24 protein-coding genes are annotated in these 24,014 nt (G+C 54.0%); 12 read left to right on the top strand and 12 right to left on the bottom strand.

What is annotated here, in order from left to right; all coding sequences use genetic code 11:
• Nucleotides 1–2 precede the first annotated feature (2 nt).
• The 4 genes from ACJJJB_RS21480 to ACJJJB_RS21465 all read right to left on the bottom strand — a co-directional run bounded on the left by ACJJJB_RS21480 (nt 3) and on the right by ACJJJB_RS21465 (nt 3,800).
• The gene (locus ACJJJB_RS21480) at nt 3–1,772 is read right to left on the bottom strand and encodes an EAL domain-containing protein (protein ID WP_020411484.1); all 1,770 of its coding nucleotides are present in this window, start codon (nt 1,770–1,772) and stop codon (nt 3–5) included.
• A gap of 166 nt (nt 1,773–1,938) precedes the next feature.
• Entirely contained in the window at nt 1,939–2,508 is a 570-nt protein-coding gene (locus ACJJJB_RS21475; protein WP_353377056.1) for a YajG family lipoprotein, read from the bottom strand.
• Nucleotides 2,509–2,547: 39 nt separating this feature from the next.
• Nucleotides 2,548–3,021, bottom strand: coding sequence for a copper chaperone PCu(A)C (locus ACJJJB_RS21470; RefSeq protein ID WP_020411486.1), 474 nt, complete (start codon nt 3,019–3,021; stop codon nt 2,548–2,550).
• Nucleotides 3,018–3,800, bottom strand: coding sequence for an N-acetylglucosaminyltransferase (locus tag ACJJJB_RS21465; protein ID WP_445365472.1), 783 nt, complete (start codon nt 3,798–3,800; stop codon nt 3,018–3,020). Before ACJJJB_RS21465 ends, ACJJJB_RS21470 begins: the two co-directional genes overlap by 4 nt.
• Nucleotides 3,801–3,872: 72 nt before the next feature.
• Between ACJJJB_RS21465 and ACJJJB_RS21460 the strand changes: the two genes are divergently transcribed.
• From ACJJJB_RS21460 to coq7, 11 genes are all read left to right on the top strand, one after another.
• Nucleotides 3,873–5,669, top strand: a complete 1,797-nt coding sequence (locus ACJJJB_RS21460) for a protein-disulfide reductase DsbD family protein (RefSeq protein WP_445365471.1) — start codon at nt 3,873–3,875, stop codon at nt 5,667–5,669.
• Between the two features lie 258 nt (nt 5,670–5,927).
• Entirely contained in the window at nt 5,928–6,383 is a 456-nt protein-coding gene (gene aroQ, locus ACJJJB_RS21455; RefSeq protein WP_020411489.1) for a type II 3-dehydroquinate dehydratase, read from the top strand.
• 24 nt (nt 6,384–6,407) lie between these two features.
• Nucleotides 6,408–6,875, top strand: coding sequence for an acetyl-CoA carboxylase biotin carboxyl carrier protein (gene accB, locus ACJJJB_RS21450; RefSeq protein ID WP_445365470.1), 468 nt, complete (start codon nt 6,408–6,410; stop codon nt 6,873–6,875).
• 14 nt (nt 6,876–6,889) lie between these two features.
• Entirely contained in the window at nt 6,890–8,230 is a 1,341-nt protein-coding gene (accC, locus tag ACJJJB_RS21445) for an acetyl-CoA carboxylase biotin carboxylase subunit (protein ID WP_020411491.1), read from the top strand.
• Nucleotides 8,231–8,361: 131 nt separating this feature from the next.
• Nucleotides 8,362–9,243 carry a 50S ribosomal protein L11 methyltransferase gene (gene prmA, locus ACJJJB_RS21440; protein WP_020411492.1) on the top strand — a complete coding sequence of 294 codons (882 nt, stop codon included), beginning with the start codon at nt 8,362–8,364 and terminating at the stop codon, nt 9,241–9,243.
• Nucleotides 9,244–9,318: 75 nt separating this feature from the next.
• A complete protein-coding gene (locus tag ACJJJB_RS21435; protein WP_444945769.1) occupies nt 9,319–10,596 on the top strand; it encodes a DUF3426 domain-containing protein in 1,278 nt (425 codons plus the stop codon).
• Nucleotides 10,597–10,791: 195 nt separating this feature from the next.
• The gene (dusB, locus tag ACJJJB_RS21430; protein WP_445365469.1) at nt 10,792–11,784 is read left to right on the top strand and encodes a tRNA dihydrouridine synthase DusB; all 993 of its coding nucleotides are present in this window, start codon (nt 10,792–10,794) and stop codon (nt 11,782–11,784) included.
• A complete protein-coding gene (gene fis / locus ACJJJB_RS21425; RefSeq protein WP_020411495.1) occupies nt 11,781–12,089 on the top strand; it encodes a DNA-binding transcriptional regulator Fis in 309 nt (102 codons plus the stop codon). Before dusB ends, fis begins: the two co-directional genes overlap by 4 nt.
• Before the next feature lie 143 nt (nt 12,090–12,232).
• A complete protein-coding gene (purH, locus tag ACJJJB_RS21420; RefSeq protein ID WP_445366296.1) occupies nt 12,233–13,804 on the top strand; it encodes a bifunctional phosphoribosylaminoimidazolecarboxamide formyltransferase/IMP cyclohydrolase in 1,572 nt (523 codons plus the stop codon).
• A gap of 192 nt (nt 13,805–13,996) precedes the next feature.
• The gene (gene purD, locus ACJJJB_RS21415; protein WP_020411497.1) at nt 13,997–15,301 is read left to right on the top strand and encodes a phosphoribosylamine--glycine ligase; all 1,305 of its coding nucleotides are present in this window, start codon (nt 13,997–13,999) and stop codon (nt 15,299–15,301) included.
• Between the two features lie 54 nt (nt 15,302–15,355).
• A complete protein-coding gene (gene coq7, locus ACJJJB_RS21410; protein WP_445365468.1) occupies nt 15,356–16,000 on the top strand; it encodes a 2-polyprenyl-3-methyl-6-methoxy-1,4-benzoquinone monooxygenase in 645 nt (214 codons plus the stop codon).
• 104 nt (nt 16,001–16,104) lie between these two features.
• Here the strand turns inward: coq7 and ACJJJB_RS21405 are convergent, their stop codons facing one another.
• Nucleotides 16,105–16,512, bottom strand: a complete 408-nt coding sequence (locus tag ACJJJB_RS21405; RefSeq protein ID WP_020411499.1) for an OsmC family protein — start codon at nt 16,510–16,512, stop codon at nt 16,105–16,107.
• Nucleotides 16,513–16,812: 300 nt separating this feature from the next.
• On the opposite strand from ACJJJB_RS21405, the gene crp reads away from it, so the two are divergent.
• Nucleotides 16,813–17,463 carry a cAMP-activated global transcriptional regulator CRP gene (gene crp / locus ACJJJB_RS21400; RefSeq protein WP_051089460.1) on the top strand — a complete coding sequence of 217 codons (651 nt, stop codon included), beginning with the start codon at nt 16,813–16,815 and terminating at the stop codon, nt 17,461–17,463.
• A gap of 80 nt (nt 17,464–17,543) precedes the next feature.
• On the opposite strand, the gene trpC is transcribed toward crp, so the two are convergent.
• From trpC to ACJJJB_RS21365, 7 genes are all read right to left on the bottom strand, one after another.
• Nucleotides 17,544–18,338 carry an indole-3-glycerol phosphate synthase TrpC gene (trpC, locus tag ACJJJB_RS21395; protein WP_282951770.1) on the bottom strand — a complete coding sequence of 265 codons (795 nt, stop codon included), beginning with the start codon at nt 18,336–18,338 and terminating at the stop codon, nt 17,544–17,546.
• Nucleotides 18,335–19,384, bottom strand: a complete 1,050-nt coding sequence (gene trpD / locus ACJJJB_RS21390; protein WP_020411502.1) for an anthranilate phosphoribosyltransferase — start codon at nt 19,382–19,384, stop codon at nt 18,335–18,337. The genes trpC and trpD overlap by 4 nt, the downstream gene beginning before the upstream one ends.
• A 71-nt stretch (nt 19,385–19,455) precedes the next feature.
• Nucleotides 19,456–20,034 carry an anthranilate synthase component II gene (locus tag ACJJJB_RS21385; RefSeq protein ID WP_020411503.1) on the bottom strand — a complete coding sequence of 193 codons (579 nt, stop codon included), beginning with the start codon at nt 20,032–20,034 and terminating at the stop codon, nt 19,456–19,458.
• The gene (locus ACJJJB_RS21380) at nt 20,031–20,894 is read right to left on the bottom strand and encodes an ion transporter (protein WP_445365467.1); all 864 of its coding nucleotides are present in this window, start codon (nt 20,892–20,894) and stop codon (nt 20,031–20,033) included. Before ACJJJB_RS21380 ends, ACJJJB_RS21385 begins: the two co-directional genes overlap by 4 nt.
• Nucleotides 20,881–22,392 (bottom strand): anthranilate synthase component I, encoded by a 1,512-nt coding sequence (trpE, locus tag ACJJJB_RS21375; RefSeq protein ID WP_445365466.1) that lies wholly within the window; start codon nt 22,390–22,392, stop codon nt 20,881–20,883. The genes ACJJJB_RS21380 and trpE overlap by 14 nt, the downstream gene beginning before the upstream one ends.
• A gap of 232 nt (nt 22,393–22,624) precedes the next feature.
• On the bottom strand, nt 22,625–23,287 hold the full coding sequence (gene rpe, locus ACJJJB_RS21370; protein WP_020411506.1) for a ribulose-phosphate 3-epimerase: 663 nt from the start codon (nt 23,285–23,287) through the stop codon (nt 22,625–22,627).
• A gap of 19 nt (nt 23,288–23,306) precedes the next feature.
• Entirely contained in the window at nt 23,307–24,014 is a 708-nt protein-coding gene (locus ACJJJB_RS21365; RefSeq protein ID WP_157533302.1) for a nucleotidyltransferase family protein, read from the bottom strand.

Here is a 24,014-nt window from a genome sequence, read left to right as displayed (position 1 = left end):
TTTCAAAGGCCTTGGAAATCCCCTATTTCGGGCAGCCCGGTGGCAGCGGCAATACCAAAGCCCTGGGCGTAGTCCACCCCCATCTGACAAAGCCGCTCCATCAGTTCCGGGCTCTCCACATATTCGGCGATAGTACTGATACCCATACGCTTGGCCAGATGATCGATAGTGCTCACCATGGCACTATCAATTTCATCCTCAAGCATATTGCGCACAAAGCTTCCATCAATTTTGAGGTAGTCCACCGGCAGCTGGCGCAGGTAGGCCAGGGAGGAAACACCGCGACCAAAATCATCCAGGGCAAAACTGCAACCGGCTGCGCGCAGCTTGTGAATAAAGATTAACGCACGCTCCAAATTATTAATTGCGCTGGTTTCGGTAATCTCAAACTGCACTCTTGAAGGTGTGACTCCCGCATCGGCTAACTCCTGCAGTGCAAAATCGGCAAAAGTCTCGTCACCCAGGCTGATACCGGAGATATTAATGGCATAGCTGGTGCCGGCAATCCCGATATGTTGCTCCTGGGCCATATAGTGGAACACCTTGCGGATTACCCAGCGATCGACCTCCTCGATCAAGCCGTAGCGCTCGGCTGCCGGCAGAAACAGGCCTGGAGAAATCACCCCTCCATCCCGGCCACGCATGCGCACCAGAATCTCAAAATGGTGTACCTTGCGCTCTCCCTGGAGTGCGACTACCGGCTGCCTATAGAGAATCAGGCGATCTTCACGCAGGGCCGCATGGATCTCTGCCACCCAAGTGGTTTCACGGCGTTTCTCCAGCGACTTGCGGGAGTCACCAAATAATTTAACCCGGTTACGCCCCTGCTCCCGCGCTGAACAGCACGCATCATTGGCAGTGGCAAGTAGCTGACTGGCATTGGGAGTAAAGCGGTCCACTCCCACCACACCAATGGAAATAGCCACCCGGTTGTCATTGCCCAACCAGTGGAATCTAAACTCCTGCACGGATTCTCGCAGGCGCGCAACTACCCGCCCTCCCTCTTCCAGGGTGCAATCTCTCAACAGGATGGCAAATTCATCGCTACCCACCCGAGCAAACAGATCGGAACTGGACAAACCCCGCTGCAACAGGGTAACCAACTGAACCAGCAGTTGGTCACCGGCGACAAAGCCGAGAGTGTCGTTGATCACCTTGAACTGGTATACATCCAGGTAAAGAAGTACGTGGTGCTGGCGTTTATCGACGCATTGAGACAGGAGTTTTTGCAGCTCGCTCTCAAAATACTGGCGGTTTGGCAGGCGAGTGAGTGTATCGTGACTGGTTTGCCAGCTTAGGCGGGTAGAAATACGTCGGGCAGCGGAGGTATCACGTAACACAAGTACATAGTGCTTCAATTCACCGGCATCCCAGAGCGCCATTACTTGTACTGTAACCTCTAAGGGCGGGCGACTATCTCCAGGTCGGTGGATACAAGCGCTGATTTCCTGGGTACTCGGCACTTCGTCAGCGGGAGAATCCGGTAGCAATGGCGGAAGCGGCACGCCTTTTTCATCCCAGAGTATCAATCCGTCATTCAACGACTGGCCTGGCAGCAACCCAACCAGATCCCCACTCATTTCACTGACTAGTGGATTGGCATAGAGTACTGTCCCGCTGGGGTCAGTAACTATCACTCCATCGGCAATCTCGCCCAGAGCAGCTTCCGCCGCTTGCAGACTCACCTGCTCGCTGGGATTGAAGCGCTCTTCCAATTGGGCAAGTGGCCCCAGATACCTGGCAGAGCCTGGATCAAACAGAGTCACAGCCATATTTCCAGAGCGGGCGAGGCAGTTTGGCAGGCAACTCTGTTGTTGCAGAGTTGTTCCTTCCACAAACTAAAGGAATATATCGACATCGTCGTCCAAGATCGCCGATTTTATTCAATTATTCAGCCTCCCAGCCGCACCATTCTTACATGGCGCCTAAATTGCACATTCAAAGATGAGTTAGCAAGAAGTTTTTAAGCTTCTCATCATCAAATATTTTTTGCAGGGTGGCACTCAACAATCCGTTAACCCGGGTTTGTACCTCTTCACGACTGGGCTTGACCAGGTTGCGATCCTTACCCGACGTACTGTAAGTCGCAAAATATGAGGCGGCTCCAGCAGTCACTTCCAGGTGGATTTCAGCTGAGGTATCGATAGTGGTTGTGTAGACAGTGTTGGGACTGTTGTAAGTGAGTTTTACCAGTTTTGCCACCACTTGTACTTCGGGGGCGGTATCTGTGATACGAAAAGACCAATTAGCAAAACCCTGGCGTAAACCCGAGGCAATCGCTTCTCCCGCATCATTGCCGATACTTACTTGAGAGGTCTCAGCATAAACCCCCCCCAAAGAACCCAGGCCACCGTTGGGCAATTCATTGATTCCGCGCACACTCAGGCTATGGCCGGCTCCCAAGGACTCGGAAGCAACTTGCACTTGTGGCTCCAACTGGATTTGCAACGGGCTATGGGCACAACCAGCTAAACACAGGGCCCCTATAAACAATAATAATTTTTTCATTATTTCCTCCCCTTACTTCAACAAAAAAACTAGTTCGGCTCAGCCATGGTGATGATGATGCTCTTTGTCTGCTTTATTCGGCCCGACAACCGGTACTTCAATCTCAAGACTGGAACCGTTGGTAAAGACCAGGCGCAGGGGCAGTAATTCCCCTTCTCGCAGTTGTAATCCATGGATCATCAGGTGCACTCCCCCCGGAGCCATCTGTAGCTTCTGGCCGGCGGCAATCGCCAATTGCTCTAGCGGACGCATTCGGCTGATGCCATCACTGCTCTCAGTGGTATGTAGGTCAACACCAATATCCTGCTTTCCCCGCAACTCCACAGCTTTGAGTAACAGCAAATGCTCTCCTGTATTGTGAAGTGACAAATAGGCTGCGCTCATTGGGGCACCTGGGGGCGTCTCACGCGCATAGCCCTCTACCTGTAAAGGCAGGGCTATTGCGTAAGCCCTGCTAACAAACAACAGAACACCGACAGCAATTATCCATACGGACAAAACTGGTTTTTTCACTGGACCCCTCCACTGGGTTTAACAAGAACTAGTCGCGCCGGGCTACCGACCTTTATGTCGCCCCGCACACGGTAACCAGGCACAGCTTCGCGCAACTGCTGGTAAATCCAACGCCCTTCAGCATCATCCCTGGCAACAATAATGACGCGTAACTGCTCTTTGCGGATTCTTTGCGCAATCTTTTCCAACTGACTGGAGAGATGTTTAGACCTGGCATTCAGCTCTGCAGCCGGAAGTCCGATACTCTCTCCCTCTGGCAGGTCTAATCGCGCCCGCCCCCTTTCCCGCAGCAAGTTCTCGCGAACCTCAGCTACCAGAGCATTGCCTGGCGCAAGCATCTCCGCGCGCTTGAGGAGAGTTTGCACCTCGCCAAACGCCCGCCGGCGCAGGGCCTCCCGGGCCTGCTCCACATAGGTGACGACAATGGTCTGTATGCCGGTTTGCGCCCCGCGATTTCCGGGATCTAGCTGCTGTACCCTCAAGTAATAGTCATAGGCGCTGGCGCCAGCCGGCTGGGTCAGATGCCCCTTGCGCAGGGCTTGTTCAGCACGCTTTAGGAAGAAATTCACATTGCCCCGCCTTACTGCCTCCGCTGAGGGTCCGGCTTTTTTGGGCGCTGGGGTGGGTGGAGCGGGAACTGGCTGATTGGAACTGCAGGCCCCCAGCACCAGGATCATGAACAGGCAGCTACTAAGGTTGTGAAGGCGTTCAAATGACGGCAAAGCAATCCCCCGCTGTTGTTTTTTTGTACCACTGGCATCGCTATACTGCTGGCGCAACTGAACCCCTGTCCGGTGCAGCAGTCAGAACTATGCGCCCGACTATAATGAATTTTTTCATCTATGGCTGTGATGACCAAAAGTTTCAGAAATAATTTCCTCGCCCTGCTGGCGATCCTGCTGTTTGTGTCTGGTGCCAAAGCCCTGGCTCAGAGCCCAGACAACCCTTTTGCGAGTCTAAGCAATTCGCAGGACAACACCTTCCTGCCAGTAGATGAAGCCTACAGGCAAGACCTGCTTCTCAACGGCAGTCAGCTCAGTGCCATCTTTGAAATAGCCCCCGAATACTACCTTTACCGTGACAAACTTGCCCTCTATCAAATCGCTGGTGGACAAAAGACCCAGCTGCCCCTGGATCTGCCAAATGGAGAAGTGATCTGGGATGATTATTTCGAGAAAGAGACAGAAGTCTACCGCGGTCAGCTGGAGTTCCCTATTGCCCTTAAAAGCACGGCTGGTACTGCGCAACTGGAGTTGCACTACCAGGGCTGCGCTGATGCAGGGCTGTGTTACCCCCCCCAGACCCGCCACTACACCGTAAACACCTCGGACGGCAGTATTGAGGCGGCGAAAGGCGGCTTCTCCAATGTCGCCGATCCGACGGCCGGCGCCCCACCCCAGGGAGCCAATGCTGGCAGCAGCTCGATCACCCTACCTCTGGCCTTGCTGTTCGCTTTCGCCGGCGGATTGCTGCTGAACCTAATGCCCTGTGTTTTTCCGGTGCTTTCGATCAAGCTACTGGCCGTGAGCCAGGCGGCTCAGAATGACAGCCAGCGTCACCATCATGGCTGGGCATACACCGCGGGAGTAGTCCTGAGCTTCGTTGCTATCGCCGCAGTGATGCTGGCGCTGCGCGCCGGTGGTGAGGCGATCGGCTGGGGGTTCCAGCTTCAGTCCCCATGGCTGGTGGCAGGACTGGCCTACCTGTTCTTTATCATGGGGTTGAGCTTGTCTGGGGTCACTGAGTTTGGCGCCGGCCTGATGGGTATCGGCAGCAACCTGAATAACAGCCAGGGTCTACGCGGCTCCGTTACTTCTGGAGCCCTGGCCACTCTGGTAGCAAGTCCCTGTACGGCACCATTGATGGGCTCTGCGCTGGGATTTGCAGTAACCCAACCGGCCATCGTTGCCCTGAGTGTTTTTGCCTCCCTGGGCGCTGGTATGGCGTTCCCCTTCCTTTTGCTGACCTATATTCCCGGTCTAGTCAAAAAACTACCCCAACCGGGCCCCTGGATGGATAGACTCAAGCAGCTGCTGGCATTTCCCATGTACCTGACTGCGGTATGGCTCTTGTGGGTGCTGGGCCGTCAGACTGGTGGAGATGGAGTAACCCTGATTCTCACAGGTACGGTTGCCATCGCATTTGCCCTCTGGCTCTGGCCGCGCCCCCAGTGGCATTGGCTACGCGGTACAGTAGCAATTGCCGCGCTCGCTTTCGCAGTAATGCTGTTACCGCGTCTCAGCACAACACCCCTGGCCCAACAGCAAACCAGTGACTACTGGCAACCCTATTCGGCAGAAAGGCTGGAAACCGCACGAGGAGAGGGTCGCGCTGTATTAGCCAATATGACCGCGGCTTGGTGTATTACCTGCCTCGCCAACGAAAAGGTGGTGCTATCAAGCGATGCAGTTAGCAAAGCTATTGAGGAGCTCGGGGTCGTGGCGCTGAAGGGGGACTGGACCAACCAGGATCCGCATATCAGTGCCCTTTTGGCAAAATACGGACGTACCAGTGTACCCCTGTACTTGCTCTATCCTGCCGGCGGGGGTGACGCCAAAATCCTGCCTCAGATCCTCTCCCGTGAGGAGTTGCTCATGGAGCTCGAGGCCGCTGCAGAGGGCGGGCTAAGCACATCATCTATCCCATAGAGGAAACTTCCGCCTTTGTAGCCATTCGCTGGGGTAAAAAGGCCACAACCTGGATATTTTGCGCTAATTTTTAGCCCAATATCGCCGAACTGCCGCTAACTTCGATAAACTGCTCAACAGGCATGGACAGGGAGTCACTTTTGCGGCACACTCGCCTAATGCACTCGGGCAAATAGGCCAAAATTCGAGTTTGCCCGCAAGATAGCCAACTTTAGACCACATTTCGTGGCTTTTCGGCAACAATTCTCAAGGCAGATTATGGCTAGACTCCTACTCTTGCACGGCCCCAACCTCAACCTGCTCGGCATTCGTGAGCCGCACATCTATGGTGCCAGCACCCTCGCGGAAATTGATGAAGCAGCTGAGCGCCAGTGCGAGGATGCCGGGCACGAGCTGGAGACCATGCAAAGCAATAGCGAATCTGCCCTGATCGACCGCATTCATTTGGCGTCTTCCACTGGCGTTGATTTCATAGTGATCAACCCTGCGGCGTTTACCCACACCAGTGTCGCTCTGCGAGATGCCCTAGCCGCCGTTGCCATACCGTTTATCGAATTACACCTGTCCAATCCCCACGCAAGGGAAAAATTCAGGCACCACTCTTACTTATCCGACATAGCCCGCGGTGTGGTGTGCGGCTTCGGCCCACACAGCTACACGCTGGCAATACAGGCAGCCATACACCAACTGGGAATGGCGCCTCGAAACCAATGAATCAAACCTGCGAGTGAATGAACTATGGATATCCGCAAAATTAAAAAATTAATTGAACTGCTCGAGGAATCGGATATCGGCGAGCTGGAGATCAAGGAAGGCGAAGAATCTGTGCGCATAAGTCGAGGAGTGAGCGGTGCGAACCAGCAGGTCATGCCGATGTACAGCGCCCCTGCTGTACCGGCTCCTGCACCGGCAGCCCCCGCCCCAAGCGCAGCTACTGCGCCAGCTGAAAAGGAATCCAAGCCCGCTGTTAGCGGTCATGCGGTGAAATCCCCCATGGTAGGCACCTATTATGCGGCACCCAGCCCCGGTGCCGAACCTTTCGTGAAAGTCGGCCAGCAAGTGAAAATCGGCGATGTAGTTTGCATCGTTGAGGCGATGAAGATGATGAACCAGATCGAAGCTGACAAAGCCGGCACTATCGAATCCATACTGCTGGATGATGGCCAACCGGTAGAGTTTGACCAGCCGCTCGTGACCATCGTCTGAGCGGGGTAGGCACAATGTTCGACAAGATCCTGATCGCCAATCGCGGCGAAATTGCCCTGCGGGTTTTGCGCGCCTGTAAAGAGATGGGCATCGCCACTGTGGCGGTGCACTCCCTGGTGGACCGCAACTTGAAGCATGTGCGCCTAGCAGATGAATCTGTCTGTATAGGCCCCAACCCATCCCCGCAGAGCTACCTGAATATACCAGCCCTAATTTCCGCCATGGAAATTACCGATGCGGTGGCCGTGCACCCAGGTTACGGCTTCCTGGCCGAAAACGCCGACTTCGCCGAGCAGGTGCAGAAGAGCGGTTTTACCTTTATCGGCCCGGATCCAGATGTTATTCGCCTGATGGGCGATAAAGTATCCGCAATTGCCGCAATGAAAAAAGCGGGGGTCCCCACGGTGCCCGGCTCTGATGGTCCGCTACCAGACAACAGCGAGCGCTGCCTCGAGATCGCACAGAATATCGGTTACCCCGTCATCATTAAGGCTGCTGCGGGCGGCGGTGGTCGCGGCATGCGTGTGGTAGAGAGCCCGGATAATCTGGTCAATGCCATTGCTGTCACCAAATCCGAAGCTCAGGCTGCTTTTGGCGACGGCACTGTATATATGGAGAAATTCCTGCAAAATCCGCGTCATGTGGAAATTCAGGTAATGTCCGACGGCCAGGGGAATGCCATACATCTGGGTGACCGGGATTGCTCACTGCAGCGCCGCCATCAAAAGGTTTTGGAGGAAGCTCCAGCCCCTGGCATCCCCGATGCCGTACGCAAACAGGTGCTGGATTCCTGTGTGCAGGCTTGTATCGATATCGGCTATCGCGGTGCTGGCACCTTCGAGTTTCTCTACGAGAACGAACGTTTCTACTTTATTGAAATGAACACCCGTATCCAGGTGGAGCATCCAGTCACCGAAATGGTTACTGGCATCGACTTGATCAAAGAACAGATTCGCGTCTGCGCCGGAGAGAAACTCTCCCTGAAGCAGGAAGATATAGTAATTCGCGGCCATGCCTTCGAATGCCGAATCAACGCAGAGGACCCACAAACCTTCTTCCCTAGCCCCGGTAAAGTGAATAATTTCCATATGCCCGGCGGCCTCGGCGTACGTGTGGATTCTCACCTTTACTCTGGTTATTCGGTGCCGCCCAATTACGACTCGATGATCGCCAAGGTAATCACCTACGCGGAGGATCGGGATACCGCTCTCGCGCGCATGCGAGTAGCTCTCTCCGAGTTGGTCATTGATGGCATTAAAACCAATATCCCACTGCAGGAAGAATTGGTTCGGGATGAGGCCTTTGCCAAAGGCGGGGTCAATATTCATTATCTGGAGAAAAAGCTGGGACTCTAACCCTCGCCAGCAGGGATAAAGTCGGAGAGAATTGCGTCAGACGACGAACCCAAGCGCCATGGACGGCGATCCGTCGCAGGGATCGGGTGGACTTACCACCCACCACAGCAGTTACTCATTACGGAACCTCTATGCCCTGGCTACAACTCCGTGTCGATACCAATCGCGCACAAGCGGAAAAAATTGAAAACGCACTGCTATTTGCCGGTGCCGTCTCCGTCACCCTGCAGGACAACGCAGACCAGCCTATTCTTGAACCCGGCCTGGGCGAAGTACCCTTATGGGACCAGACCCGTGTTACCGGTCTGTTCGACGCCGAAATCGACACTACCGTCACCGAAGCCAAGGCAGCCTCTTATCTATGCGAGCTGCTTCCCAACGTTCGCTGGGAGCAACTGGAAGATAAGGACTGGGAGCGGGAGTGGATGACGCACTACAAGCCGATTCAGTGCGGCGACAACTTATGGATTTGCCCCAGTTGGTGTGAGCCACCCCACCCCGAGTCGGTTAATCTGCTACTCGACCCCGGCCTCGCCTTCGGCACTGGCACCCACCCCACCACTTACCTCTGCTTACAATGGTTGGCTCAGGAGCCTTTACAGGGCAAAAGCATTATCGACTTTGGCTGCGGTTCCGGCATCCTTGGCATCGGCACCTTGCTGCTGGGTGCTGAACGGGCAATGGGCACAGATATTGACCCCCAGGCCCTGATCGCAAGCCGCGATAACGCCAAACGCAACGGTATCGATCCGCAGCGTTTTCCTGTGTACTTACCCGAGCAAATGCCACAGGAAAACGTGGATGTAATGCTGGCAAATATCCTCGCAGGTCCTCTTGTAGAACTCGCCGCCGAGCTGATCAAATTAACCAGAGTCGGCGGGCGCATCTGTCTTTCCGGCATTCTTATATCCCAAGCAGAGCAAGTAAAAGCCGCCTATACACAAAACGTCGAATTTGATGAAGACGGAGTGCATGAAGGCTGGGTGCGCTTGAGTGGAACCCGTATCTGTTAAATAGGCTAACCACCACTACGCGGGGGCCGAGCAGGCTGATAAACTTGACTGCAAAATAAACTACGCCATAGTCGAATGTCTCAACTGGTAACCCGCTGTCCCCACTGCAGCACCTCTTTCCACATCAATGACCAGCAATTGCGCGCCGCCCGCGGCGCAGTGCGTTGCGGCTCCTGCCTGCAGGTTTTTCGCGCTGACGAAAACATCGTCTTTAATGACGAGAACACCAATACCCGCAACGACCTAGAAGCTCTGCTGGAAGATGACGACTTCTTAATCCACGACGATATCGAACTGGATGACGATGAGCCGTCCCCGCCCGAGGAGCAGGAGACCACTCCAGCAGGAAAGGCAGACAAGAGTCCCCAAGCGATAGAAGCAGATAATGCCCAAAACGCTGATAGGAAGCCGAACTCCGATTCACTGATCGGTGACGCCTTCGGCGACAATGAGTGGCAGGAACTGCAGGACGAGGCTGCTCATGAGGAGCCCGAAGAGGATCTAGAGTCCTTCCTCAAGCCGGATTGGGATGATGTCTCCGATTTCGATCACCGCTCGGTAAGTAATAACGACAATAATTCCAATATATCTTCGTACAACGATCATTTCAGGGACCGCGACCCATGGGACCACCCCCTCGAATCTCAAGCAGAGAGGGCGGATACATTCGATCCTGGACCAACAACAATTCCTGATGACTCCGTACAAGAAAACCCGGTTACCCAAAACAGTGCCCCAGATGGACGTCGTGAACCTTTTTTTGCTTCCGGTGAGGAGCTCGATGCGGACACAGAAATAGAGCCCGAGCGGGAACAATTGATATCCGCTATCCAGCCCGCCCCCCTGGAGATGTCCTGGGGAGTGACACCACAAAAGAAAGTTATGCCATCTTGGGTCTGGTGGGTGCTACTACCGCTGCTGACCACCACATTGCTGGCCCAGATTGCCTACTTCAAGTTTGACACCCTCAGCAAAAAACAACCCTGGCGCAATATCTATGCTTCCGCATGTCCACTGCTCGGTTGCAAGCTGCCCCAGCTCCGAGACCTTAACGCCATCCAAGCCACCAACCTGATGGTGCGCAGCCATCCTCAGTTGGAAGGCGCACTGATAGTGGATGCAGTACTGGTCAATACCGCTGATTACGGTCAGCCTTTCCCTAACTTGCTATTGAATTTCAGTGACCTCAAAAATCGTAATGTCGCAAGCCGCCGATTTTCTCCCCTGGAATATTTGCAGGGGGAGCTGGCCGGTCGCAGGTTGATGCCTCAGGACAGCCCTGTACACATTGCTATTGAGGTGGTAGATCCAGGCGCTGAAGCAGTAAATTATGAGATGAAAATCACTCCGTAAAAAATAATTGTGCGCCAACAAAAGAGGTTAACTGGCACAAAAAGCCACATAAATTGCACACTCTGCAGGCTAAACGGATAGAGTTCGATCAAATTGCCCGCTTTTTCGCTTTGCCATTATCGGGCCAGCCGCTATCATAGGCGGCTCTTTTGCCGGGGCCCGAGATGTCCTTCTTACAGCCCAAATGGAGCTACCGTGTCTACTGCCATTGGCCCCTATATTATCGACAACCCGGTAATTCTGGCGCCCATGGCCGGTGTCACCGACCGCCCTTTCCGCCAGCTGTGCCGAAAACTCGGCGCTGGTTTGGTGGTATCGGAAATGGTGACCTCGGACACACGCTTATGGAACAGTCGCAAGTCTCGCTTGCGCCTGGACCACGGTGGAGAAACGGCACCGATATCGGTACAGATCGCCGGTGGTGACCCCGAAATGATGGCGGAAGCCGCCCGGGAGAACGTGCGTCGCGGCGCACAGATTATCGATATCAATATGGGCTGCCCGGCAAAAAAGGTGTGTAAAAAAGCAGCGGGCTCCGCCCTACTGCGGGATGAAAAGCTGGTTGCAGATATTCTTGAAGCTGTAGTCCAGTCTGTTTCCGTCCCAGTGACCCTTAAGATCCGCACCGGCTGGTGTCCGGATTCCCGCAATGGCGTCACTGTAGCCAAGATGGCCGAGGATTCCGGGATTGCCGCTCTAGCGGTACACGGTCGTACTCGTGCCTGTGGCTACCACGGACGGGCTGAATTCGATACCATTGCCGAAATTGTATCCAGGGTGAAGATCCCGGTTTTTGCCAATGGCGACATCACCAGTGCCGAGAGAACCCAAGAAGTGCTCGATTACACTGGCGCATCAGCGGTCATGATTGGCCGTGCAGCACAGGGACGACCATGGATTTTTCGGGAAATAGCCCACTATCTCGCCACTGGCGAGCGGCTACCCGGACCGACATTGGATGAAGTCAGGAATATTTTGCTCGCCCATTTGGGCGAACTACACCGATTCTACGGTGAGGTGATGGGGGTCCGTATCGCCCGCAAACATGTGGGCTGGTACTTGAAGACGCTCGCGGATAGCGAGTCCTTCCGCAAGACCTTTTTCCAAATAGAGAGTGCAGAAGTACAACATGCCAGCGTTCACGAGTGGTTTGAACGCCGAATAACGAGAGGGGCACAAGCGGCATGAATAACGAAGTATTGATTCCGGATACTGGCAATGAAGAAGTATCCTCCAGGGGGCAGACTCAACTGGCACAGCCACAGCAGCAGTCCCTGCGCGATGCCGTCGAGCACGCAATGGAGAACTACTTCCGCCACCTGGATGGCCAGATGGTAACCGATGTCTACGACATGGTGCTGTCGGAGATCGAAGCGCCCATGCTCGAAGTGGTGATGAAATACACCCGCCACAACCAGACCCGCGCCGCGCAATTACTGGGTCTCAACCGTGGCACCCTGCGCAAGAAGCTGAAGCGCTACGGCCTGCTGTAAGCTTCCCACCGAGCGAAATATTGAAGGGGGATGAGGTAACTCATCCCCCTTCGCTATTTTCCCGGCAGCGTTTTTGTTGCCACAGTGGACAACCGCTAAAACCCTTTAAACATCCTTTTCGAAAACCAGTTGGATCAAGTGCAATGACAGACAAGGTTTCCATCCGCCGCGCTCTAATTAGTGTCTCTGACAAGAGTGGCATTGTAGAGTTCGCTCAACAGCTCTCCGCAATGGGGGTTGAGATTCTTTCCACCGGCGGAACCCACCGCCAGCTCAAGGAAGCGGGTATTCCCGTGGTAGAAGTTTCCGACTACACCGGTTTCCCTGAAATGATGGACGGCCGTGTCAAAACTCTGCACCCGAAAGTACACGGCGGCATTCTGGGGCGCCGTGGTACCGATGATGCCATCATGGGCGAGCACGGTATCACCCCGATCGATATGGTGGTGGTTAACCTCTACCCCTTCGCTCAAACCGTTGCCAAGCCCGACTGTTCCCTCGAAGACGCTATCGAGAATATCGATATCGGCGGCCCCACCATGGTTCGCGCTGCCGCCAAGAACCACAAAGATGTCACTATCGTGGTCAATGCCAGCGATTACGGCCACATCATCGAAGAAATGAAAGCTAACGATGGCACCTTGAGCCACGCCAGCCGCTTTGACCTGGCGGTAAAAGCCTTTGAGCACACGGCGGGCTATGACGGCGCTATTGCCAATTACCTGGGCGCCATTAAAGGCGAAGAAAAGCAGTTGTTCCCGTGTACCTACAACAGCCAATTCATCAAGAAGCTGGACCTGCGCTACGGTGAGAACCCGCACCAGAAATCCGCTTTCTATACCGAAGCCAACCCAGCTGAGGCCAGTATTTCCACTGCCACCCAGCTGCAGGGCAAAGAGCTGTCCTACAACAATATCGCCGATACCGATGCCGCGCTGGAGTGCGTGAAGTCCTTCGAACACCCCGCTTGCGTGATCGTCAAACACGCCAATCCCTGCGGTGTGGCGATTGCTGAAGATATTCACAAGGCCTACGACCTGGCTTTCGCTACCGACAGCGAATCCGCCTTTGGCGGTATCATCGCCTTCAACCGGGAACTCGATGGCGCCACTGCCCGCGCGATCGTCGAGCGACAGTTTGTTGAAGTCATTATCGCACCGTCAGTCTCCGAAGAGGCCAAACAGGCCATTGCCGAGAAGAAGAACCTGCGCCTGCTGGTATGCGGCCAGTGGAGCAGCGAGCGCACCCCGGCACTGGACTACAAGCGCGTTAATGGCGGCCTGCTGGTTCAGGACCGCGACGACGGCCTGATCACCGCTGCCGACCTGAAAGTAGTCTCCAAGCGCCAGCCCACTGAAGAAGAAATCCGCGATCTGCTGTTTACCTGGAAAGTGGCCAAATTCGTAAAATCCAATGCCATCGTATACGGCAAGGACGGTCGCACCGTGGGTGTGGGCGCGGGCCAGATGAGCCGCGTAAACTCCGCACGCATCGCCGCGATCAAGGCCGAGCACGCCGGTCTCGCCGTTGCAGGGTCCGTTATGGCTTCCGATGCCTTCTTCCCCTTCCGCGACGGCATCGATAATGCTGCCGCTGTGGGAATCCAGGCGGTCATCCAGCCCGGCGGTTCCATGCGCGATGAAGAAGTGATCGCCGCAGCGGACGAGCACAATATGGCCATGGTATTTACCGGTATGCGCCACTTCCGCCACTAAGATTGTGCGCCCGCAAATGCTTACTGTTGCGGGCTATGATCAACGGGCTGGTAAGTATCGATACTTACCAGCCTGCACAAATCATTTGAATCCAGGGGCGAGACTCAGGCCCCAGAATCAATTCCACGTTAAACTAGCACACCTATAACCTGTGCAATGGACCGGATCGGTCGACTTAGGGGGGATTTAAGAATGAACGTATTGGTTATCGGATCAGGTGGCCGCGAGCACGCCCTGGCGTGGAAAGCAGCGCAAAACCCAAATGTCGGTACCGTCTATGTTGCCCCGGGCAACGCCGGCACTGCCCGCGAACCCAAGCTGGAAAATATCGCAATCGGTGTGGATAACTTCGCCGCCCTGGCAGATTTCGCCGAGGAAAACGGCGTAGAACTAACGATTGTCGGCCCGGAAGCGCCGCTGGTAGAGGGTGTTGTCGATTTCTTTAATGCCCGTGGCCTCGCCATTTTTGGCCCCAGTAAAGGCGCTTCCCAACTGGAGGGCTCCAAAGCCTTTACCAAGGACTTTCTCGAGCGCCACAAAATCCCCACCGCTGCCTACCGCAATTTCACCGAAGTGGAGCCGGCGGTTGCCTACATTCGCGAGCGCGGCGCGCCCATCGTAGTTAAAGCCGACGGCTTGGCTGCAGGCAAGGGGGTGATCGTTGCCGAAACCGAAGAGCAGGCTGAGCTCGCTGTACGCGATATGCTGTCTGGAAACGCCTTTGGTGAAGCCGGCTGCCGCGTGGTTATCGAGGAGTTCCTCCAGGGTGAGGAAGCGAGCTTTATCGTGATGGTGGACGGAGAAAATATCCTGCCGATGGCCACCAGCCAGGATCACAAGCGCGTTGGCGATGGCGATACCGGCCCCAATACGGGCGGTATGGGTGCCTACTCCCCGGCACCGGTAGTGACCGACACCATTTACCAGCGCATTATGCAAGAAGTAATCGAACCCACTGTTAAAGGTCTTGCTTCTGAGGGTACGCCTTACACCGGTTTCCTTTACGCCGGCCTGATGATCGATAGCGACGGTACTCCGAAGGTAATCGAGTACAACTGCCGCTTTGGCGACCCGGAAACCCAGCCAATTATGATTCGCCTGAAGTCGGACCTGGTCGACCTGTGCATGGCCGCTCTGGACAATAAATTGGATACCGTCACTGCTGAGTGGGACCCCCGCCCTGCCCTGGGTGTGGTCCTTGCCGCGCACGGATATCCCGGCAGCTACCGCAAAGGCGATGCCATCAGCGGCCTGGACAAAGCAGACAGTGACAACGCCAAGGTCTTCCACGCCGGTACCGCACTGGATGGTGAGCGCGTAGTCACCAATGGTGGCCGGGTGCTGTGCGCGACAGCATTGGGAGATACTGTCGCCGAAGCCCAGGAAAATGCCTATGAATCAGCTCGGACTATCTACTGGGACGGCGTGTTCTTCCGGAAAGATATCGGCTACCGCGCTGTCGAAAGAGAAGAAGCCACTGTTAGTGACAAGCAGTAAAAGCCACTTACGGCGACTGCCTCAGCAGTTGCCGTAATAGAGGAGCAGTAGAACATGAGTGAACGCAACCTGAGCGGCCTGGACCGCCTGCTCATTCAGGCTGATAGAGCACTGCGCACCTTGAGCCCGGGAGAACCCTGTCATACACGCCCCTCCCCAGCCAAAGAAGAGCCCGAGGCCGAGTTCAGCGATACCGAGCGCCGTCACTCTGTCGGCCTGATGCGTGTCAACCACAGCGGTGAAGTATGTGCCCAAGCCCTGTACCAAGGGCAGGCCCTCACGGCCAAGCTACCTGAGGTACGAGGTGAGATGGAACGCGCTGCCGATGAGGAAATTGATCACTTGGCCTGGTGTGAGCAGCGGCTGAGGGAGCTGGACAGTCGTCCCAGTTTACTTAACCCCCTCTGGTACGGACTGTCTTTTGGCTTGGGTGCCGCCGCTGGCAAAATTAGCGACCGCATTAGCCTCGGGTTTGTCGCCGCAACAGAAGAACGGGTTTGCAAACACTTGCGAAATCATTTGCAGCAACTCCCACCCCAGGACAAAAAAAGTCGTGCGGTTGTGGAACAAATGCTGATTGATGAGGATGAGCACGCCCATGCAGCCCTGGCAGCGGGGGGCAAACGATTCCCGGCTCCGGTTAAGGGCGCAATGTCACTGGTAGCCAAAGTAATGACTTCTGCCAGTTACAAAATCTAATGAGCATTCACTGGGTACTAGTAAAAACCCAGTGAATTCACCGGCTGGATATTGGGTGGCAGCAGTCACCAGCCTGCCATGCCCAGACCGATTAAAAACACCCCTTATTCCTCTTCAACTCGATAGCTATGTACTATTTCCACACCCGCGCTTCGCAGCATAATAGAAGCTGAGCAATATTTTTCCGCAGACAGCTCCACCGCCCGCGCTACATGGGATTCTTTTAAACCGCGGCCACGCACCACAAATTCCATTTCGATCCGCTCAAATGGCGACGGTGTCGTATCAGGGCGTACTCCATTGAGCTCACAATGACAGGAAATAATGTTCTGGCGGGCTTTTTGTAATATAGAAACCACATCGTAAGCGGCACAACCACCAACACCGAGCAGAATCATTTCCATGGGGCGAACGCCGTTGTTTGTGCGTCCACCTTCCATGACTATCGAATTACCGCTGCCAGCCTCGCCGACAAAGGTTAAATCGTTAACCCAGGTTACCTTGCCCTGCATCGCCATACTCCCACAAAAATTCCAGTCGCGAAGCTTAGCATACCGTACAAGTTTATCCCGACGACTTACTATTTCCGGTATAGTGTTAGCCACGCCTCCGCGCGGAATGTATTTCAGTGCAATTTCAAAGCTCGTCGGTGAACGTCCGATCGGCTCTGGAGTCCAATCCCACCGGCGCCAGGGTGTCACAGGTCACAATGCGGAACTTTGCTGTGGCCTGCCTCTGTTGGGGACTCTTTTTTCGCGCGATAATTCAATAGTGCTCAGCTGCTAAAGCCGGGATAGGGCACGAGACAAAAAATGAGGAATAAATCCGTGACGGTTGCTATCGAAGACCCCATGACTATCGGCAATATTGAAGACTTTCTGGCCCACTGCCACCGGCGTCGCTACCCGGCCAAAAGTACGATTATCTATGCAGGCGACCGCTGTGAATCCCTTTATTTCATTATGCGCGGTTCTGTTACTGTTCTGATTGAGGACGATGAAGGCCGTGAAATGATCGTCGCCTATCTGAATGATGGAGACTTTTTCGGAGAAATGGGCCTGTTCGATCAGGATACCCGCAGTGCTTGGGTCCGCACCAAGACTGAATGTGAGGTAGCAGAAATCTCCTATACCAAGTTTCAGGAGCTCACCCGCCAACACCCAGAATTCCTTTTCGCACTGGCAACTCAAATGGCCGGCCGCTTGCGCAACACCACACGCAAAGTGGGCGATTTGGCCTTCCTAGACGTCACTGGACGTGTCGCACGCACCCTATTGGATCTGTGCAATGAACCAGATGCGATGACTCACCCAGAGGGGATGCAAATTAAAATTACTCGCCAGGAAATCGGCCGGATTGTAGGCTGTTCCCGCGAAATGGTTGGGCGTGTACTAAAAACCCTGGAAGAGCAAGGTTTAGTATCCGTAAAAGGAAAAACCATGGTGGTTTACGGCACACGTTAATCTTACTCATCTTAATAAAAAAGGGCGATCCAAAGATCGCCCTTTTTTATGTGAGTGTAATCACAATTCGTTCTTACACTTCAGTTAAACATTTCCATCAATTTGCGCCCGGGTTCCTGCTCACGCATAAATGCCTCCCCAACCAGGAATGTATTGACATTGTGGCCGCGCATGGCCGCAACATCGTCAGTGGTGTGAATTCCACTTTCAGTGACCACAATCCGATTCTCTGGAATCAGATCGAGCAATTTAAACGTGTTTTCCAGCTGAACTTCAAACGTATGCAGGTTGCGATTATTAATACCAATCAAGCGATTTGGCAGCACCAGCGCACGTTCCAGCTCCAAACGATTGTGCACTTCCACCAATACATCCAAGCCCAATTCCAGGGCCAAACTGTTCAAGTCCTGCATCTGCTGGTCATCCAGGCAAGCGGCAATTAATAGTATACAGTCGGCACCGATTGCCCGGGCCTCGTAGACTTGAAAAGGGTCCACAGTAAAATCTTTACGCAACACCGGCAGGCGCACTGCATTACGCGCCTGCTGTAAATAGCTGTCTGCCCCCTGGAAAAAATCGATATCGGTAAGCACCGACAAACAGGCAGCCCCGCCTTTTTCATAGCTGGTCGCTATTTCCGCCGGTAGGAAATCCTCGCGGATAACACCTTTACTGGGCGATGCCTTTTTGATCTCGGCAATCACTGCAGCTTCGCCCCCATTAATTTTGCGCTCTAAAGCATCAACAAACCCCCGCACCGGCGGCTGGTCCTGTGCTCTCAGCCGCATTGTCTCCAGACCGCACTGAGATTTGCGCTCAGCCACTTCCTGCCATTTGCGCTCAATTATGGTTTTTAAAATTGTTGGCGTACTCACGACTTTACTTCCTCGGGGCGAAAGGCGCTGGTAAAAGCGGCCAGATCATTCATTTTTTCCGCAGCCAGGCCACTGTCGATGGCATCCTGCGCCATGGCAATTCCCTGTTCTGCACTACCGGCTACACCACTCACATAAATGGCGAGACCGGCGTTGAGGGCAATAATATCGGCAGCTTTCTGCCCTGCTTCGGTTTCGCGCTTACCCAAGGCATCGCGAATTAGCGCCAAAGACTCCTGCGAACCCGATACGATCAGGCCACTCAGATCGCGGCGCTCAATAGAGAAATCCTCAGGGGTAAGGGTAAACTCATTAATGGTGCCATCTTTAAGTTCCACCGCATGAGTATCTGCAGCAATACTGGCCTCATCCAGACCATCTTCACTATGTAATACCAGTACATGCTCGGAGCCCAGCCGCTGCAAAACTTCTGCCAGCAAACGGCAATAGCGTTTTTCATAAACACCTATCACCTTGCGGGTGACTCCTGCAGGGTTAGTCAAAGGGCCGAGCAAATTAAAAATAGTACGCAAACCCAGTGCTTTGCGTGCAGGCCCGACATGACGTACAGCGCTGTGGAAACTAGGGGCAAACATAAAACCAATCCCAATAGTCTCAACGCAACGCGCCATTTGCTCAGGGCTTAATTCCAAATAAACTCCAGCCCGCTCCAGCAGATCTGCCGAACCGCTGCTGGAGGACACCGAGCGATTGCCGTGTTTGGCTACTTTGGCCCCCGCTGCTGCTGCCACAAAACTACTGGCACTGGATACATTAAAGAGATTTGCACCATCACCGCCGGTACCGACAATATCCACCGTATTGTCCAGGTTCAGGTTTACTTTTGTTGCCAACTCACGCATGGTTTCCACTGCGCCGACAATCTCATCAACAGTTTCACCGCGAATGCGCAGGGCTATCAGTAACGCACCTATTTGTGCCTCCTGAGTCTCGCCTCGCATTATCTGGCCCACAGTTTCGCGCATTTCCGCACGGGTGAGGTGCTCTCCATCCACCAGTTTCGCTATGGCTTGTTGGATATTCATGGTGTCCCCTTTGCCCTGCTCGCTAATTTATTCAATCGGGACCAAGGCCCCGCGACATTTGCCCTTAGATATCAGGACTCAATAAAATTCCTTAACATATCGTGGCCATGCATGGTGAGAATTGACTCAGGGTGAAATTGCACACCCTCTATCGCCAACTCGCGGTGGCGAAGCCCCATAATCTCATCAATCTCTCCGGCTTCTGTCTCGGTCCAGGCTGTAACCTCAAGGCACTCAGGAAGACTGCTTTTTTCCACAACCAGGGAGTGATAGCGCGTCGCCTCGAAGGGGTTGGACAGACCGTGAAACACCCCCAGATTGTTGTGCACTATAGGCGAGGTTTTTCCATGCATAACCTGACCCGCACGCACTACCCTGCCACCAAAAACCTGACCAATACTCTGGTGGCCCAGGCAAATTCCCAGGATAGGAGTGCGTCCAGCAAAGTGCCTGATCGCCTCAAGGGATATTCCCGCTTCGTTGGGTGTGCAGGGCCCCGGTGAAATAACAATTTTCTCAGGGGCCATCTGCTCGATTTCCTCCAGAGTGACTTCATCGTTACGCTTAACCACGACTTCTGCACCCAACTCCTCCAGGTACTGCACCACATTCCAGGTAAAGGAGTCGTAATTGTCGATCATTAAAATCATTGTCCGGCTCCCTTAGCCTCAGAAACATTAGTAGTCGCTTCCATGCGCTTTTGCAGACGCGCTAGCGATGCCTGGGTAGCGCGCAATTCGCGCAGGATTTCAGTTTGGCTTGGTGGTAGGCACAGCTCATCCATACGCCGCAGTTTGGCCTCTTCCAGGTTATTAAGTACCACTCCGATAAACAGGTTGATCATTACGAAAGCACCCATTACCACGAAGCTGATAAAGTAGACCCAGGCCCAAGGCATCGCATCCATGGCCGTATACATAATGTCGGTCCAATCCTCAAAAGTCACAATGCGGAATAGACTCAGCAGCGCAATCGGCAGGCTACGCCAATGGGTCGGATCCACATCGTGAAACAGGAAATAACCCGCCACTCCATAAATATAAAAAATAATCCCCATCAGCAATGCTATGTGCAACATACTTGGCAGACTGCGCAACAAGGTATCCACCAGAGTGCGCAATTCAGGGAAGGCCGAGACCAGGCGCAATACTCTCAATACCCGCACCAGACGCGCCAGGGTAGCTAGCGGCCCGGCCGCCGGTATTAAGCTGAGAGCAATAATAGTGAAGTCAAAGCAGTTCCAGCCACTGGAGAAGTAACGCCAGGGACGCGAGCCATGGGCAGCAATTTTTATCAGCGCCTCCAGAATGAAAGCGCCAAGTACCATCTGGTTAATACCCCCCAATAGTGCACCAAAGCGTTCCACTACCCAATTTGAGGTTTCTAATCCCACTGCAATACCGTTTAGCAGGATCATGCCGATGATCACCTGATTAAACAGCGGGGCTTCGACAATTTTCTGGCAACGTAACGCCAGGTTAGGTTTTTGGGGAATACTAACTTCGCTCATTGTTCTCGGTCTTTACATCTTTACTACTACTGGCCAAAGCCATGCCCGCCGCTCGGAAAAGCGCGCGGGCTTTATTCATGGTTTCATCCCATTCTGACTGGGGATCGGAATCAGCGACCAGACCGGCGCCGGCCTGGATAAATAACTGACCATCCTTGATTACCGCTGTGCGGATAGCAATAGCGGTATCCATATTGCCATTCCATGCCAAATAGCCTACCGCACCACCGTAGATACCCCGCTTTTCAGGCTCCAATTCATCAATGATCTCCATAGCCCGAATCTTCGGCGCCCCGGACAAAGTGCCGGCCGGTAGGGCCGCGCGTAGCGCATCCATACCTGAGAGACCATCCCTCAGTTGGCCTGTTACATTAGAAGTGATATGCATTACATGGGAGTAGCGCTCTACAACCATCTGCTCGGTCACCTGCACACTGCCGGTTGCCGCCACCCTGCCCACATCATTACGGCCAAGGTCAATAAGCATCAGGTGCTCCGCCCGCTCCTTAGGATCGGCCAGCAATTCCCGCTCCAAAGCCCGGTCCTCCTCTTCTGAGGCCCCCCGGCGGCGGGTTCCAGCCAGTGGCCGTACTGTCATCTCCCCCTCTTCCAGATGCACCAGGATTTCGGGGCTCGAGCCCACCACCTGATGGTCGCCAAGGTCCAGAAAATACATATAAGGAGAGGGGTTCAGGCTGCGCAAGGCGCGATAAAAGTTCAGCGGCGGTGCATCGAACGGGGCAGACAGGCGCTGCGACGGCACCACCTGCATAACATCCCCAGCCAGTACATATTCCTTGACCCGTCTTACGGCCTGCTTGAAATTTTCTTCTCCAAAATGAGAGTGAAATGCACTTTCCTCTATGCCTTTACCATCCAGGTCCAGGGGTACCGTATTTGGTAAAGGCTCCGCCAGACGAGTAACAAGTTGGTCGAGACGTTTCTGGGCATGTTCATATGCATCTTTTTGCATTGGATCTGCATGCACAATAAAAATAACTGCACCGGCGAGGTTATCGAAAACTACCAGCTCATCACTGACCATCAATAGAATATCCGGGTTACCCAGAGTATCTACTGGCATACTGTGCGCCAGACGGGGCTCTATATAGCGCACGCAATCGTAACCAAAGTAACCAACAAGACCGCCATTGAAACGCGGTAGGTCAGGTAGCTCCGGCACCCGATAGCACTGTTGGAATTCTTCTACAAACGTCAGGGGGTCTTCCGAGGCGTGGCTTTCTACTACTTCGCCATCCCGCTCAATAGTTACTTCGTTACCACTCACTCGTAGGACGGTACGTGCTGGCAAACCGATAATAGAATATCGTCCCCACTTCTCTCCCCCCTGCACCGACTCAAGCAGGTAACTGTAACGCCCAGCTGCAAGTTTCAGGTAAGTGGACAAAGGTGTTTCAATATCAGCCAGCACTCGGCGCACCAGCGGTATGCGGTTGTAGCCCGCAGACACAAGTTGGGCGTATTCGCTTGGGGTCATAGAGACTCCGGTCTATTTTGCGTTTTTTAGGTTGGCGCCAGAGTATAGATAGCGCCCACAGGAAAGGTGGCCGGAATGGTAGCAGCTACCAAATTGGCCTTAGCGGATCAGTGGCGCCATCGCCAGCTGGTTGTTGTGGGGATAGTGTGATTCACGGAAATTCCCTCAGTGCAGGCGCACAAGTTTACAAATCCCGTATGCGGCGGGCAAGGGGTTACCCGCCAGGTTTTTATCAAGGCAGGCTCTTGCGCATAGCGCCGATCACCTCAGCGTAGTCCGATGTATTGAAAATGGCAGAGCCCGCTACGAAAGTATCTGCACCTGCGGCGGCAATTTCTGCAATATTATCCCGGTTAACTCCGCCATCGATTTCCAGGCGTATATCATAGCCACTAGCATCGATCAATTGTCGTGCCTCACGCAGCTTTTCCAGGGTGGCCGGAATAAATTTCTGGCCACCAAAGCCCGGATTAACTGACATCAAAAGGATCATATCCAGCTTATCCATCACATATTTGGCGGCATCAAGGCTGGTAGCCGGGTTAAATACCAAGCCCGCCTTACATCCCAAACTGCGAATTAACTGCAGAGAGCGGTCTGGGTGGCGGGAGGCCTCGGGGTGAAATGTGATATAGGTTGCGCCCGTATCCGCGAACATGCGAATCATATCGTCCACGGGCTCAACCATAAGATGTACATCAATAGGCGCCTGGACACCGTGCTTACGCAGTGCTTGGCATACCATCGGACCTATGGTCAGATTGGGCACATAATGGTTGTCCATCACATCGAAGTGCACCCAGTCGGCACCGGCCGCCAACACATTGTCCACCTCTTCTCCCAATCGCGCGAAATCGGCGGAGAGAATGGATGGAGCAATTTTGTAATCAGACATCTCAATATCCTTAAGTAAATCAGTTTTCCGCGGTTAAGCGGCGGTGCAATCGATCCAGGCGCTCAGGAGTCCCCACATCGCACCAGTCCCCCTGATATAACTCCGCCTGTAATTTGTCTTCGTTAAAAGTGAACACCTCCCCGAGGCCAAAACACTCACGCATCTTTGGATAGTGAGTAAGTATTTCCGGGCGCAACCAGCTAATTCCGGCAAAGGTATAGCGGGGCTTGGCAGTTCCTGATAGCAACCCATCCTCAATCCCAAAGTCACCTTCAGGATTATGGGGGGGGTTGGGCACCATCAATAACCGCCCGGGGCAACTCTTGGGTAAAGGGTGGGTTATCCATTGGGAAAGATCGAAGTCACACCAGACATCCCCATTGACCACCAGGAAAGGGGCCTCACCCAAGAGTGACATAGCATTGATAATACCGCCGGCAGTTTCGAGCGGCCTCTCTTCATGCTCAACCGAATACTGGATATCCATTCCCCAACGTTCACCACTACCAAGGCAGCTCCTAATCTTATGGCCAAGATAACCAAGATTAATAACCACCCGCTGGATACCAATACTTTGAAGGCGCTCCAGGGCGTGCTCAATCAGCGGTTTTCCTGCTACAGGTAGTAAGGGCTTTGGCGTCTGGTCAGTCAGCGGGCGCATACGGCGCCCGAAGCCTGCAGCCAGGACCATGGCGGTAGTTGGAGAGGTCTCTTTTGGGTGGGTCAT

It is taken from the genome of Microbulbifer variabilis (assembly GCF_052468405.1).
This window is presented reverse-complemented; position numbering and strand designations above follow the sequence as displayed.